Source organism: Intestinimonas sp. (assembly GCF_026169115.1).
In the GTDB taxonomy this organism is placed as follows: Bacteria; Bacillota; Clostridia; order Oscillospirales; family Oscillospiraceae; genus Intestinimonas.
The window spans coordinates 24,956-38,886 of the sequence record NZ_JAPFEA010000089.1 but is presented as its reverse complement, the minus strand read 5'-3'; the positions used below and the strand labels follow the sequence as shown (position 1 = coordinate 38,886).

Here is a 13,931-nt window from a genome sequence, read left to right as displayed (position 1 = left end):
CTCAAACCGCAGGGGCCCTGCGGAGGGGTCGGTCCCGGAGCGGCAGCTGAGCGGGCGGACCTAGCCGCGGCATATGGCTGACAGCCGGTTGAGGGCCTGGCGGCGATACAATCGGAACAAAAACCGGCGTGGCCGGACAGAATCACAGTTTCGTCCGGCCACGCCGGTTTCTTTCAATGCTCTCTCTGGAAGTGGACATTGAGCTCGCACTTGTCTCCCCGGATGTGGGAGCGGGTACACTCAATGGCCCGACCCTGGGCGTCGTAGTTGACACACTGGAGCGTGAGCACCCCCCTGTGGGCGTCCACATCCAGCAGCCGGGCCTCCGCCGAGTCCAGCCGGGAGATGGAGAGACTCTGTTCCCCCCGGACCAGGCGGATGCCGTAGAAGGCGTACACCTGGTGGAGACTGAAGACGTTCAAGTCCACGTTGGGGAGATTGGGAACCAGATCTCTGGGGACATAGGCTTCCTCCAGGGAGAGAGGCTCCCCGTCCAGAAGGCAAAGACGCTTGACATAATAAAGAATATCCTCCGGAGCACAACCCAGATACCCGGCGTACAGGCTGCCGGCGGGCCGGGCCGCCTTCATCAGCAGCCGGGTCTCCGACCGCTGAGCCCCCTCCTTGAGGGTCTGCTCAAAGCCGCCCACTGTCCCCAGATCCTGGGCCAGTTTTTCCCCCACCACGAAGATGCCCTTGCCCTGGACGCTCTGCAAAAGCCCCTCACCGATGAGGGCGGAGATGGCCGAGCGGACCGACAGACGGTGGATGCCGTAAGTCTCCGCCAGGGCGCCTACCGACGGGATGGCTGTGCCGGGGAGATACTCTCCATTTTCGATTTTGCTCCGAATGAGCTCCCGGAGCTGGAGGTAGAGGGGCGACTTGGGCCCCACAGGCTCGTCATGCCTCACCAGCGTCGACCTCCTCCGCCTGGAGCTCCATCACTGTGGTGATCCGCAGCCGGTCGGGCCGGGCCGCCGCCCGGCAGTACTCCATGAGCTGCCCTGTCTGGTCGTAGGTCATACTGACGATCCAGAAGAGGGGGGATCCGCTCTCAATGCCCATGAGCTCCGCCTCCTCCGCCGTAGCGTAGGTGATGCCGATCTTTTCCTCGCCCTGGACAGGTAGGATGCCAAAGTCCTCTTCCAGTACCGAAAAGAGGGAGTTGTGCTCCAGGTCCTTGTCCTCCAGTCCGCTCACCCGCCGTGCCGGGATGTAGGAAGTCTCCACCATCAAAGGCTCCCCGTCCACTGACCGCAGCCGGACGATTTTATAAAGGGGATAGCCCAACACCTGGTCAAAGCGCCGGGCCAGATGCTTGCCGCACTCCGTTCGCCGCAGCTCCAGCAACTGGGTGGTCACCCGTCTGCCCTGCTCCGCCGCCGACTGGCTCATGGACAAAAGTCCCTGCAGCTTCCGGGTATACTTCTCCGACGCCACGAAGGTCCCAGAGCCCCGCCGGGAGACCAGGCGGCCGTCCTGCTCCATGAGGGCCACCGCGCTGCGCAGGGTGGTCCGGCTGAGCCCCCATGCCTCGCTGAGACTGCGCTCCGAGGGAAGACGGTCCCCTGGCAGAAGCCGGTGATCCGCCAAAAGTCCCTCCAGCAGTTCCCGGGCGCGGGCGCTGGGCCGTGGCCGATATTCCTGCATGATGCGTCCCTCCCAAACTGACCCATTCCGTCCCCCATGCCGGTCCGGCGGCAGGCGGCGGTTTTAATCATCATAGCATACTTTCTCCTCCGGCGCAACGCGAATGCCGGCAGATAAGATATCTTGATTTCAGACCAATTTTACCCGGTATCCGGCGGCTCTAAATGGGGAAAGCCCGGGAAAACAGGGGATAAGTCCAGAAATAATATCTAAAACCTTAAAGTGGTATGATATATTTTTCTCATATCTGCAAAAATCCATTGATTCCAGCAATAAATTATGCTATGATGCAGACAGTTAGAAAAAACATCCAGGAACCTGTCCGTTTCAGCCGGTGTTTTTCGTTGTTTTGATTAAAAATGAGGTGGGGATGGTATGCCAGAGAGTATTGTATCTCTGATCGACGTGGAAAAACGTTTTGGTTCCAACCTAGTGGTACGGAAAATGAACATGGAGATTCAGGAGGGTGAATTCCTGACCCTGCTGGGGCCGTCCGGCTGCGGCAAGACGACCACCCTGCGGATGATTGCCGGATTTGAGGACGCCACCTCCGGCATCATCAAGGTCCAGGGAGAACGGGTGGAGAACAAGGAGCCCTATCAGCGGGACGTGAACACCGTCTTCCAAAACTACGCCCTGTTCCCGCACATGACGGTCTTCGACAACGTAGCCTACGGCCTGACCATCAAGAAGGTGCCCAAGGACGAGATCCGCCGCCGCGTGACCGAAATGCTCTCCCTGGTGCAGCTCACCGGCTACGAAAGCCGAAAGCCCGACGCCCTCTCCGGCGGCCAGAAGCAGCGGGTGGCCATCGCTCGGGCTCTCATCAACAACCCCAAGGTGCTGCTGCTGGACGAACCCCTGGGCGCCCTGGATTTGAAGCTGCGCAAGCAGATGCAGCTGGAGCTCAAGCGGCTCCAGCGGAAGCTGGGTATCACCTTTGTCTACGTCACCCACGACCAGGAGGAAGCCCTCACCATGTCCGACCGCATCGCCGTCATGAACGGCGGCGTTATTGAGCAGCTGGACACCCCCCGGGAGATCTACGACCGGCCCAGGACCCGGTTCGTGGCCGGCTTCATTGGCGAGTCCAACATCTTTGATGGCGTGGTCCGGGCTGTGGAGGGGGACCTGCTTCGGGTGGAGTGCCCGGCGGGTCTGCTCACCACCCGGGGCGAGGGATTCCAGGTGGGAGAGGAGATGCACGTCTCCATTCGCCCCGAGTATCTGGAGCTGAGCAACGGACAGGCAGAGGGCTTCGACCTGCCTGCCACGGTGAAAGACTTTACTTACATGGGCACGGTGGTCAAAACGGCCCTGGATCTCTCCGACGGCACCGAGATCAAACTCTCCCGCTTTGAGCAGGACGAGCGTCTCCGGGAGGGCGATCCAGTCCGGGTCTTCTGGGACCCGGACAAGTCCGTGGCCATCAAAAAGGCTCAGGCGTAAGGGGGCGGGAATATGAGCACGCACATCAATGACACCGCCGATCTCCAGGCCATCAGCCGGAAGCGGGACGTGCGGCGGAAGACCATCCCCGCCCTGGCCCAAGCCGGCCCGGTGTCGGTGTGGATGATCCTCTTTGTCACCCTCCCTATGCTCTTCATCATCTACATCAGCTTTATGTCCCGGGGCGTCTTCGGCGACGTGGTCTATGAGTTCTCCACCGAGAGCTATCAGACCCTGCTGGACGCCACCTACTTCAAGGTCATCCTCAAATCTCTCCAGGTGGCTCTTTTCACCACGGTGCTCTGCCTGCTGCTGGGCTACCCCTTCGCCTACTACATTGCCCGCAAGCCCCCGGAGACGGCCTCCCGGCTCATCATGCTCATCATGATCCCCTTCTGGACCAACTCCCTGATGCGCCTGAACAGCTGGCTGCTCCTCTTCCAGACCAGCGGACCGGTGAACAACTTCCTCCAGTGGGCCGGCATCGTGGACGCCCCCATCACCTTCGTCTACACCGACGGGCTGGTGGTACTGGGTATGATTACCAACATGCTCCCCTTCGCGGTACTCCCCCTTTACAGCTCCATTGAGAAGCTGCAAAAGTCCCTGCTGGAAGCCTCCTCCGACTTGGGGGCCACCCCCCGGGAGACCTTCTTCCGGGTGACCCTGCCCCTCACCTTCCCCGGTATCTTCTCCGCCGTCATTTTGGTGTTTATCCCCAGTCTGGGCATCTACACCGTCTCCGACATGCTGGGCGGCGGCAAGGTCCTCTACATCGGCAACATCATCAAAAATCAGTTCGGCGCCATTCGGAACTGGCCCCTGGGCGCCGCCCTTTCTGTGCTGCTGCTTGTCATCACCGGCGCTCTCATTTTCCTCTACACCCGCTTTGCCAAGCTGGAAGATATGGAGGTGGTGTAAATGGCCAATCTTACCAAGGTGCAGCGACGCCGGAAGACCCTGGGTGTCCTGGGCGACCTTTACGCCATCCTCATCTACACCGTGCTCTATATCCCCGTGGTGGTCATGATGATCTTCTCCTTCAATGACCAACGCTATAACTACTACTGGAGTGGCTTCACCACCCAGTGGTATGGCAAGCTCTTCGGCAACCATGCTCTCATGGACAGCCTGTGGTATTCCATCGTCATCGCTGTGCTGGCCACCGTTATCTCCGTGGTGGTGGGCACCCTGGGCGCGCTAGGGCTCAAGCGATATGAGTTCCGGATGAAAAAATTCATCAACGGCATGATCTTCATCCCCATCATCGTCCCAGAAATCGTGCTGGCGGTGGCCCTGCTCATTATTTTTATGAACGTGGGGTTCGCCCTTGGCATGGGGTCCATCCTCATCGGCCACTGCACCTTCTGCATCCCCTACGCCGTGGTCACCATCAAGGGCCGCATCAGCGGCGACGGCAACACCCTGGAGGAGGCATCCATGGACCTGGGCGCCAACCGCATCCAGACCTTCTGCCGGGTGACCCTGCCCAGCATCATGCCCGGCGTCATGTCGGCAGCCTTCCTCTCCTTCACCCTCTCCATTGACGACGTGGTTATGAGCAACATGCTTTCCGGCGCAAAAAACACCACCCTGCCCGTGCTCATCCTCTCCATGAACAAAAGCGGCGTCACCCCCGATGTCAATGCCCTCACCACCATCATGATCCTGGTCATCGTGGCGTGTATGCTGTTGAGCAACGCAGTCAAGGCCGCGCTCCGCAAGCGGAGCCAGGCCGCCTGAACGGTCCTTACCGCCCGGGGAAGCGCCTCGGCGATACGGAATAGAACCAAGAGCCAAATAAAAAGGAGGAACATTTTCATGAAGAGAATCCTGTCTGGAGTCCTTGCCAGCGCCATGCTCCTGGCCCTGTGCGCCTGTGGCGGCGGGAAGACCCCCGCTGAGACCGCCCCCGGTACCGACGCCCCCGAAACCCCCGCCGAAGCCAGCACCGAGCTGAACATCTACATGTGGCAGCAGTACATCTCCGACGAGCTCATCGCCGACTTTGAAAGCCAGAACAACTGCACCGTCAACCTCTCCTACATGAGCGACAACGCCGACGCCATCACTAAGCTCACCGCCGGTGGCGGCCAGGAGTACGACCTCATCATGACCTGCGACGCCTATATGGAGTCCCTGATTGCGGGCGGCTATGTGGAGGAACTGGACATGAGCCAGGTCCCCAATGCCTCCAACATCAACTCCGCCTACTGGTCCTCTCCCAAACACAGCATCCCCTATCTGGGCAACTACATCTATGTGGTGTATAATAAGGAGACCTGCCCCATTGAGATCACCTGCTACAACGATCTGCTCGATCCCTCTCTGAAGGGCCAGATCAGCACCATTGACGGCGCCCGGAACCTGTTCCCCATCGCCCTCATCGCCCTGGGCTACGACCCCAACTCCACCGTGGAGAGCGAGATCGCCGAAGCCTATGAGTGGCTGGTGAAGTTCAACGAGAACGTGGTGGCCTACGGCGCCGCCGAGCAGAACCTGACCAACGGCACCGCCTCCGTGGCCCTCACTTACGACGGAAACGCCTCCTGGGCCATGGCCGAGATGGGCGAGGAGAACCCCCTGGTGGTGGCCCCCTTCACCGATGATGCCGTGCAGCTGGGCTTCGACATGTACGTGATGCCCACCGGCGCCAAGCACACCGATCTGGCCTACAAGTTCCTGGACTACATCTGCACCCCCGAGGTCATGGCCAAGAACCTGGAGGAGTTCCCCTACTTCTGCCCCAACGACGCCGCTGTGGCCGCCGCACCCGAATCTTACCGCAACGACCCCGCCAAGGACTTTGACTACAAGGAAAACGTCTTCTTCCAGGAGGACGTGGGCGATGCCCTCACCATTTACAACGACTACTATCAGAAGCTGAAGGTGGGCCAATAAGCCCCCGGTAAGGAGATTTTTATGCTGAAATTTGACGAGGAAAAACAGCTTGCCAGCGTCCAGGGCGCCCTGGCCCTCCGGCCCCAGATCGAGGCCATCGTGGATGACATCTGCCAGAAGGGCTTCCGCAACCTGTGCTGGCTGGGCATCGGCGGTACCTGGGCCTCCTGCCTGCAGGCCCAGGCCCACATGAAAGAGCGTTCCGGCCTGGACCTCTTTGTGGAGAATGCAGCGGAGTACCTCACCACCGGCAATCCCCGGGTGGGGGAGGGTACCATCGTAATCATCTCCTCTGTCACCGGCAGCACCGAGGAAATGGTAAAGGGTGTGGAGAAGGTCAAGGCGGCCGGCGCCAAGGTGCTGGGCTTTATCGACGTGGAGACCGCAGACCTTGCCAAGATGGTGGACTGGGAGATCGCCTATCCCGCCAATGAGCAGCTCAAATTCTTCATGGTGGCCGACCGTTTCATGTACCACCAGGGAGAATTCCCGGAGTACGACGACTACTACGCCCAGTTGGACGCCCATCTGGCCCGGGACCTGGTGGAGGTGGAGAAGGCGGCCGACGCCTTTGGCCTGGCCTTTGCCCAGAAGCACCACGACGACAAGCTCCACTACTTTGTGGGCGCCGGCAACCAGTACGGCTCCACCTACTCCTACGCCATGTGCTACTGGGAAGAGCAACACTGGATCCGTACCAAAAGCATCCACTCCGCCGAATTTTTCCACGGCATGCTGGAGATCGTGGACCGGGACACCCCGGTGACCGTTTTCGTGGGGGAGGACGCCCAGCGTCCCCTCAGCGAGCGGGTGGTGAAGTTCCTGCCCCGGGTGTGCGGCAACTTCACTGTCATCGACTCCAAGGACTACGATCTGCCCGGCATCGACGAGAAGTACCGGGGCAATCTCTCCCATCTGGTGACCCACGCCGTCACCCAGCGCATCGACGCCCACATGGAGGCCATCAACTGCCATCCCATGGAGATCCGCCGCTACTACCGTCAATTCAAGTACTGATCTGAGATCGTGAGGGACCGCCCCGGGCAGCACCGGGGCGGTCCCTGTCAGGAGGAGCTATGGAACTGGGTATGTTCACCAGCGGCTACCAGCGTTTTCCCCTGGAGTGGGCCTTTGCCGACGCCCGGGATCTGGGATATGACTACATTGAGTTGTGGGGGGGACGCCCCCACGCCTACGCCCCCGACCTCCGGCGGGGGGAGCTGAGGACAGTGCTGGATCTGGCAGAGCGGTACGCTATACCGGTGCGGGTCTACACCCCGGAGCACAACGCCTACCCCTACAACTACATGGCGGGCACCCCTCTCCAGTGGGAGGATGCCATGGACTATTTGAAGCTCTGCCTGGACATGGGCAAGGCCCTGGGGGCGGAGCATACCCTGATCTCCGTGGGGCACGGCGGCTGCGGCGTGCCCCGACAGGCCCTGTGGAAGCGGCTCATCGACAGTCTGCGGGTCCTGGCCGCCCACGCCGAGGCCATCGGTCACAGCATCCTGCTGGAGAGCCTCACCCCTTACGAAAGCAATCTGTGTACCACGGCGGGGGAACTGGCCCAGGCCCTGGACGAGGTGGGCTCCCCCTGTCTGCTAGGGATGTGCGACGTAGTACCGCCGGCGGCGACGGGCGCGCCGGCGACGGAGTATCTGGACCTGCTGGGGCCCCGGATGGCCCACCTCCATCTGGTGGACAGCGATGGGGCCAGCGACTCCCATCTGCTGCCCGGAGAGGGACGGCTCTACCTGCCGGAGCTGCTCCGGGAGCTGGAACGCCGGGGATACCGGGGCCGGGCCACCATCGAACTGGTGACGGCCTACATTGCCGAGCCTACGCTGGCCGCCCGCCGGGCGGTGGAGCGGGTCCGGGCCATGTTGCCGTAGCCACGGAATGCACAGGAGGACGATATGGAAAAAAAGCTGAAACTGGCCGCCGTGGGCGACAACTGCATTGATTTTTATGACCAGACTGGGGAAGCCTTCCCCGGCGGGAACCCGGTGAATGTGGCGGTTTACACCGTCCGTCTGGGGGGCGCTGCCTCCTATACCGGCGTGGTGGGAGACGACCCCCACGGACCTTTCCTGCGCCGGGCCCTGGAGGGCAAGGGGGTGGACGTGTCCCACCTGCACACCGCCCCCGGGTCCACCGCCCTCTCCCATGTGTCCATCGTGGACGGGGACCGGGTGTTTGGCGACTATGAGGAGGGCGTCATGGAGGAATTCCGCCTGACGGAAGCAGACGTGGATTTCCTGTGCAGGCACGACCTGGTGGTGTCCGGCCTATGGGGCCGGGTGGAGGGGGACCTGCCCCGCATCAAGGCCCGGGGAATCCCGGTGGCCTTTGACTGCGCCGACCGACCGGAGGACCCCGCCGCCCAGAGGGCCCTCCCCTATGTGGACTACGCCTTTTTCTCCAACGACACCGCCGACGACGGCGCCTTGGAGGACATCCTCCGAAACCTCCACGCCCGTGGTCCGAAGATCGTGGTGGCCACCCGAGGGGAGCGTGGGAGTCTGGCCTTTGATGGGACACGGTTTTACCCCGGGTCCATCGTCCCCTGTCAGGTGGTGGACACCATGGGAGCCGGGGACAGCTTCATCGCCGGGTTCCTGTACGGCCTGATGCGGGGACGGGACATCCCCGCCTGCATGGTTCTGGGGGCCGAAAACAGCAGTGTCACCTTGGGCTATGCCGGTGCGTGGTGATTCCGACCCCCTCGTTCCCGCCCCGGTCTTCAGAGGGCGCCCGGCAAATGGGCAACAAGAAACCCAATTTTGCACACCAGCGCGGAAGTACATACAGATCTTGTGCCCTGTGCCCACTTTCTGGGGCACATTCTGTTGGATGGAAGCGAATCTTTGTTTTGTTCATCAGTATTTTGTTCTCCTTACTAAAAATCGGGTTCGGCAAGATTGCCGAACCCGATTTTTACCTGCGGTCTCACCTTCTACGCCTGGGCATTGTGTCTGTGCAATGCGGTGAACGGCTTGAGAAAGAAAAAGGCAGGCTGGATGAAACAGTCAAACCGGAATATGTGGTCACTGTCCTGTATTGCCGTCTCAGCCAGGACGGTGGGAATATCCCCAATCCAGCGCAGCGATCAAGGCCAAGTTTAAGCCGTCTCCCTTGCCGACGCCTCTCATAAACTCATAAAAAGGACTTGCTGTTTGCCCTTCACAAACAGCAAGCCCTTTTAGATGCTCAAATATTTTGATTTGCAAAACTGTCTAAGAGAGGCTTACAGCCCTTCAAAAAATGCCCTGGGGTTTTTGCTCAGCAGGCCCTCCGCCGCCTCACGGTCCAGGCCCTTGGTCTCCAGGGCAGGGAGCACCCGCCGGTGGATGAATGTATAGTCCTCCTCCAGGTTCAGATAGTCACTGTTTTGGGTGGTCTCCCAGCTGTCCCAGAAAGCCAGATAGGCCGCCAAATCGTGACTGAGAAGGAGCCTGCCGCCCCATCCCCGCTGCCAGAGGGCAGCGATGGTGTCTACCCGGGGTTCCAGCCCCAGGTCCCGGTCGCAGAAGCCGAAGCGGTCCATGCCCAGCCAGCATCCCCGCTCCAGCATGGCGGTCAGGTAGTCCAGGTCGGCGGTGTCCCCGCTGTGGCCCAGGATTACCCGGTTGGCGGGCACACCGCAGCTCTCAAACAGGTCCAGGATATCTCCACCGCTGTGGACGGAGGGGTCATGATGGCAGAAGATGGGCAGCCCGGTCTGGGCGGACACCCGTCCGGTGGCATGGAGCACCTTCTCCAGCAGGGGGGTCAGGCCGGCATGGCCCACCCCGGCCTTCAGGATACCCGGCTTGCTGTCGGTACCCTGGATGCCGTCGGTGCAGTCCCCCATCAGCAGGTCGTAGATCTGCTCCTCGTCCCGGAAGGCCAGCCAGGGTTCCTCCTGGTAGTAAAAGCCGGTGGAGGCAATGAAGTTGAGCCCGGTACGGCGGGCCACCTCCCGGATCAGGCAAATGTCCCGGCCCAGATTGACAGGGGTGCCGTCCACAATGGTGCGCACACCCAAGGCGGCGGCCTTGTTCAACTGGCCGGCGGCCATATCCGCCACCACGGCTTCTTCATAAAATCTGGACCCAAAATTCATACGCATGGACCAATCGGCGCAGGTCACGTGCTCGTGCATGAGCACCTGACCCAGCTCACTGGTATCAATGGGTCCAAAAACACCTTGGACAGTCATGGATCTCACCCGATTCCCAGCGCGGCGCGGACCTTCTCTCCGTCAAAGGCGGGGATCCCCAACATCTGCCGGGCCTCGGCAGGGGTGGCGGGGGTGTTGCCGTAGGCCTTGACAGCGGCTACGGCACGCTCCACCAGCATACGGTTGGTGGCCATGACCTTCTCGCCGTTTTCCTTGATTTCAAAGACCACGTTGTCCTCCATGCCCACGCGAATGTGGCCGCCCAGAGCCAGGGCAGCAAACAGGATGGGCAGGTGGCCCTTGCCCACGCCAAAGGCGGACCAAGTGGAGCCTTCCGGGATATGCTGCACCAAGTAGAGTAGATTTTCCACAGTAGCGGGCATGCCGCCCAACACGCCCAGGCAGAACTGATAGTGGCAGGGGGTGGGCAAGTGGCCCTTCTTGACAAAGTAATTGGTGATGCCCAGCATGCCGGCATCAAATATCTCGATCTCCGGCTTGATGCCCTTTTCCAGGTACAGGTCGCCCAGCTTCTCCAGGAACTGGGGGCTGTTCAGGAACACACCGCTGGGCATCCAGTTAAAGGAACCGGCATCATAGGAGCCCATCTCAATGCCGGCCAGCTCCTTGTGGTGGGCCATCCGCTCGTCGTCAGTAGCGGGATGCTGGGGGGAGGCGCCGGAAGAGGTGCAGTTGATGATGACGTCGCAGTCCTTATGGCTGCGGATGAGGCGGATGGTCTCCCGGAACTTCTCCTTGTCCATGGCGCCCAGGCCGTCGTCGGCCCGCATGTGGAGGTGGACCACAGCAGCGCCGGCCTGCCAGGCTTCATAGGCATCGTCGGCGATCTGCTGAGGGGTCTCGGGGATTTTATAGCCCGCAGGGGTGACCGCACCGGTAAGGGCAGCGGTAATAATGGTCTTTGCCATAGCAGATTTCACTCCTTCTATTTGGATACGCGGGAAGAAGGGGCGCACAGGCGGCCCCTTCTTCCGTAGATGGTGGGATTAGAATTTATAGTCCTCGGGCTCGTTGCTGTGCTCGAACACATAGGGGTTCTCGATCTCGCCGGCCTCCACCTTTTTCCACCAGTCGGCGGCCTTCTGAGGCATGGCGCGCCAGGATTCGGCAGTCTGAGGTTCCTCCATGTCGTGAGTGGCATAGCGCCAGTCGTTGACCCGGCTGATGTACTTTTCGTCCTGCTGGGCGGAGTTCTCATCCCCCAGGTCGCCGGCGGCCACCCGCAGCAGGGAGCCGTACTGCTCGGAGACGGTGTGCAGCTTCAGGTCTTCCACCAGCAGCTTCTTCAGGGGCCGCTTGGCCAGGTTGGACATGATGGTACGGTTCTCGTAGGGCATGGTCTTCAGCATCCGGGCGATCTCCCAGGCGCGGTCCACCACGGTCCCCTTGGGCACCACCTCGCTGACCATGCCCCAGTCCAGCATCTGCTGGGCGGTGAACTGGCGGGTGGTCATGGTGTAGTAATTGCCCCGCTGGGTGCCGAAGTAGTGCTGGGCCATCAGGCCCATGCCGTCGCCGGGCACCAGACCGCCCTGCGCGTGGGGCACCTCCATCTTGGTGTCCTCAGAGCAAATGGTGATGTCGCACAGCATGGCGGAATCCCAGTGGAAGCCGGAGCCAGGGATGGCGCCGATGGTGGGCACATCCAGATCGAAGATCATGTTCTTAATCAGGTTGGTGTCGTCAAAGTACTGGTGCTGGAACCGCTCGGTGGGCAGCTTGGAGTAGGTCTCCCAGCCGTTGGCGTCGGACTCGATCATCCAGTTGTCACCGATGTGGGTGTAGATGATGATCTCGTTCTTGTAGTCCAGGCTCAGCCAGCGGGTCAGCTGGCTCATGGCCCGGTGGGACATGCCGCTGTGGTGCATGGGGCCGTCGTTGGTCTTCCAGGTCACCTGGACAATGCCGTCTTCCCGCTTCAGGTCGGCAAATGCCTTGAACCACTCTTTATATTCATCAAATTCAGGTAGCTTGACGTAATCAGCCAGAGGTTTTCCCATATCAATATGCCTCCTTTATTTTCTGTCCGGACGGACGGCTTATTTGCTCTCAGGACGGTAGGGCGTCACCTTTTTATCGGGGTCGAAGGGGTTGACCTCTTTGCCATCCTCCACTTCCTTGAACCACTCGATGGGCTTGGTGCGGAACCCGTCCCACACCTCCCGGCTGGGAGCCTGCTGCATCCAATCGTGGCAGTAGCGCCAGTCGTTGGTCTGGCTGATGTACTTCTCGTCCTGCTGGGCGGCGTTGCGGTCGCCCATGTCACCAGCGGCGATACGCAGCAGGGAGCCGTACTGCTCGGAGACGGTGTGCAGCTTCAGGTCCTCCACCAGCAGCTTCTTCAGAGGACGCTTGGCCAGGTTGGACATGATGGTGCGGTTCTCGTAGGGCATGGTCTTCAGCATCCGGGCGATCTCCCAGGCGCGGGCCATGACGTCGTCCTTCTTCACTACCTCGCTGACCATGCCCCAGTCCAGCATCTGCTGGGCGGTCCACTGGCGGGCGGTCATCATGTAGTAGTTGCCCCGCTTGGTGCCGAAGTAGTGCTGGGCCATCAGACCCATGCCGTCGCCGGGCACCAGACCGCCGTGAGCGTGGGGGACCTCCATCCAGGTATCGTCAGAGCAGATGGTGATGTCGCACAGCATGGCGGAATCCCAGTGGAAACCGGGGCCGGGGATGGCGCCGATGGTGGGCACATCCAAATCAAAGATCATGTTCTTAATCAGGTTGGTGTCGTCAAAGTACTGGTGCTGGAACCGCTCGGTGGGCAGCTTGGAGTAGGTCTCCCAGCCATTGGGGTCGGACTCGGTCATCCAGCTGTCGCCGATGTGGGTGAAGATGATGATCTCGTTCTTGAAGTCCATGGACAGGATGCGCACCAGCTGGCTGATGGCCCGGTGAGACATGCCGCTGTGCTGCATGGGACCGTCCAGGGTCTTCCAGGTCACCTGGAGAATGCCGTCCTCACGGTAGAGATCGGCGAAATCCTTGAACCACTCCCTGTACTCTTCCAGCTCAGGCAGCTTGACATAATCAGCTAAGGGCTTTCCCATGATTGTTACCTCCTAAAATTTGTATCATGTAATCAGAATGGACAAAACAGGCCGGACGTGCATCGCGGCCCCAAGCAGGGGTCAGTAAAGGGCGATGGCCAGCATGACTGCCAGCAGGCCAGCCAACAAGTTGACCAGCACAGACATCATAAACTGCTGGAAATAGCCTTCCTTGTAAGAGAGCTTGAAGACAGACAGCTGGAATGCGATGGCTCCGTTGTGGGGCAGGGAATCGAAACCAGCGCCGGAGATGGCGGCGATGCGGTGCAAAGCGCCCACATTGATGGCAGGGTTGCTCAGGATGGTGGAGCCAAAGTTCTGCATGAACAGGGTGACGCCTCCGGTGCCGTTGGCCGTCATACCGGCCAGCAGATTGACCGCCACAAAGGTGAGCAGGTAGGGGTGCATGTTCATAGCCAGCACCTTCTCCACCAGCCAGCTGAATACAGGAGTGGCTTGGACCACGGTGCCGTATCCTACCACAATGGAGATGAACACCACAGGGATCAGGGAGCCCTGGATGCCCCGCACGCAGGTCTGAAAGGGGTTGGCCAGGTGTTTTTTACCCACCAGCAGGAAGAGCAGCAGGATGGAGAGCACCTGGGCATAGGTGGTGGCCTGGATGGCGGCGATGCCGAAACCCTGGAACAGCAGGCTCAGTCCAATGATGGAGGCCACACAGAGGTAGC

Annotated in this window: 14 protein-coding genes; 7 read left to right on the top strand and 7 right to left on the bottom strand. The window is 60.7% G+C overall.

The annotated features are described in order from the left end of the window. Positions 1 to 173 precede the first annotated feature (173 nt). A complete protein-coding gene (locus tag Q0Y09_RS08085; RefSeq protein ID WP_297720164.1) occupies positions 174 to 911 on the bottom strand; it encodes a GntR family transcriptional regulator in 738 nt (245 codons plus the stop codon). Further along, entirely contained in the window at positions 901 to 1,650 is a 750-nt protein-coding gene (locus Q0Y09_RS08080) for a GntR family transcriptional regulator (RefSeq protein WP_297720162.1), read from the bottom strand. The genes Q0Y09_RS08085 and Q0Y09_RS08080 overlap by 11 nt, the downstream gene beginning before the upstream one ends. 375 nt (positions 1,651 to 2,025) lie before the next feature. Here Q0Y09_RS08080 and Q0Y09_RS08075 point away from each other — a divergent pair, with 375 nt between their 5' ends. The 7 genes from Q0Y09_RS08075 to frlD all read left to right on the top strand — a co-directional run bounded on the left by Q0Y09_RS08075 (position 2,026) and on the right by frlD (position 8,717). Beyond that, positions 2,026 to 3,099 (top strand): ABC transporter ATP-binding protein, encoded by a 1,074-nt coding sequence (locus Q0Y09_RS08075; protein ID WP_297720159.1) that lies wholly within the window; start codon positions 2,026 to 2,028, stop codon positions 3,097 to 3,099. A 12-nt stretch (positions 3,100 to 3,111) separates the two neighbouring features. Then, positions 3,112 to 4,020, top strand: a complete 909-nt coding sequence (locus tag Q0Y09_RS08070) for an ABC transporter permease (protein WP_297720156.1) — start codon at positions 3,112 to 3,114, stop codon at positions 4,018 to 4,020. Then, complete coding sequence (locus Q0Y09_RS08065) at positions 4,021 to 4,842, top strand: ABC transporter permease (protein ID WP_297720154.1); 822 nt, start codon at positions 4,021 to 4,023, stop codon at positions 4,840 to 4,842. It begins immediately after the preceding gene. Positions 4,843 to 4,920: 78 nt separating this feature from the next. Next, on the top strand, positions 4,921 to 6,000 hold the full coding sequence (locus Q0Y09_RS08060; RefSeq protein WP_297720150.1) for a spermidine/putrescine ABC transporter substrate-binding protein: 1,080 nt from the start codon (positions 4,921 to 4,923) through the stop codon (positions 5,998 to 6,000). 21 nt (positions 6,001 to 6,021) lie between these two features. Next, positions 6,022 to 7,017, top strand: coding sequence for an SIS domain-containing protein (locus tag Q0Y09_RS08055; RefSeq protein ID WP_297720147.1), 996 nt, complete (start codon positions 6,022 to 6,024; stop codon positions 7,015 to 7,017). Between the two features lie 59 nt (positions 7,018 to 7,076). Then, positions 7,077 to 7,895: a fructoselysine 3-epimerase gene (frlC, locus tag Q0Y09_RS08050; protein ID WP_297720144.1), complete on the top strand. Its 819-nt coding sequence runs from the start codon at positions 7,077 to 7,079 to the stop codon at positions 7,893 to 7,895. A 24-nt stretch (positions 7,896 to 7,919) separates the two neighbouring features. Further along, positions 7,920 to 8,717, top strand: coding sequence for a fructoselysine 6-kinase (frlD, locus tag Q0Y09_RS08045; RefSeq protein ID WP_297720142.1), 798 nt, complete (start codon positions 7,920 to 7,922; stop codon positions 8,715 to 8,717). A gap of 533 nt (positions 8,718 to 9,250) precedes the next feature. Here frlD and Q0Y09_RS08040 read toward each other — a convergent pair. From Q0Y09_RS08040 to Q0Y09_RS08020, 5 genes are all read right to left on the bottom strand, one after another. Further along, positions 9,251 to 10,204, bottom strand: coding sequence for a phosphotriesterase (locus Q0Y09_RS08040; protein WP_297720210.1), 954 nt, complete (start codon positions 10,202 to 10,204; stop codon positions 9,251 to 9,253). A gap of 5 nt (positions 10,205 to 10,209) precedes the next feature. Continuing rightward, positions 10,210 to 11,094, bottom strand: a complete 885-nt coding sequence (locus Q0Y09_RS08035; protein WP_297720139.1) for a 3-keto-5-aminohexanoate cleavage protein — start codon at positions 11,092 to 11,094, stop codon at positions 10,210 to 10,212. Positions 11,095 to 11,172: 78 nt separating this feature from the next. After that, positions 11,173 to 12,186, bottom strand: a complete 1,014-nt coding sequence (locus Q0Y09_RS08030; RefSeq protein WP_297720137.1) for an enoyl-CoA hydratase/isomerase family protein — start codon at positions 12,184 to 12,186, stop codon at positions 11,173 to 11,175. A gap of 39 nt (positions 12,187 to 12,225) precedes the next feature. Beyond that, the gene (locus Q0Y09_RS08025; protein ID WP_297720134.1) at positions 12,226 to 13,242 is read right to left on the bottom strand and encodes an enoyl-CoA hydratase/isomerase family protein; all 1,017 of its coding nucleotides are present in this window, start codon (positions 13,240 to 13,242) and stop codon (positions 12,226 to 12,228) included. An 81-nt stretch (positions 13,243 to 13,323) separates the two neighbouring features. Further along, positions 13,324 to 13,920 (bottom strand): hypothetical protein, encoded by a 597-nt coding sequence (locus Q0Y09_RS08020; protein ID WP_297720132.1) that lies wholly within the window; start codon positions 13,918 to 13,920, stop codon positions 13,324 to 13,326. Positions 13,921 to 13,931: the final 11 nt, after the last annotated feature.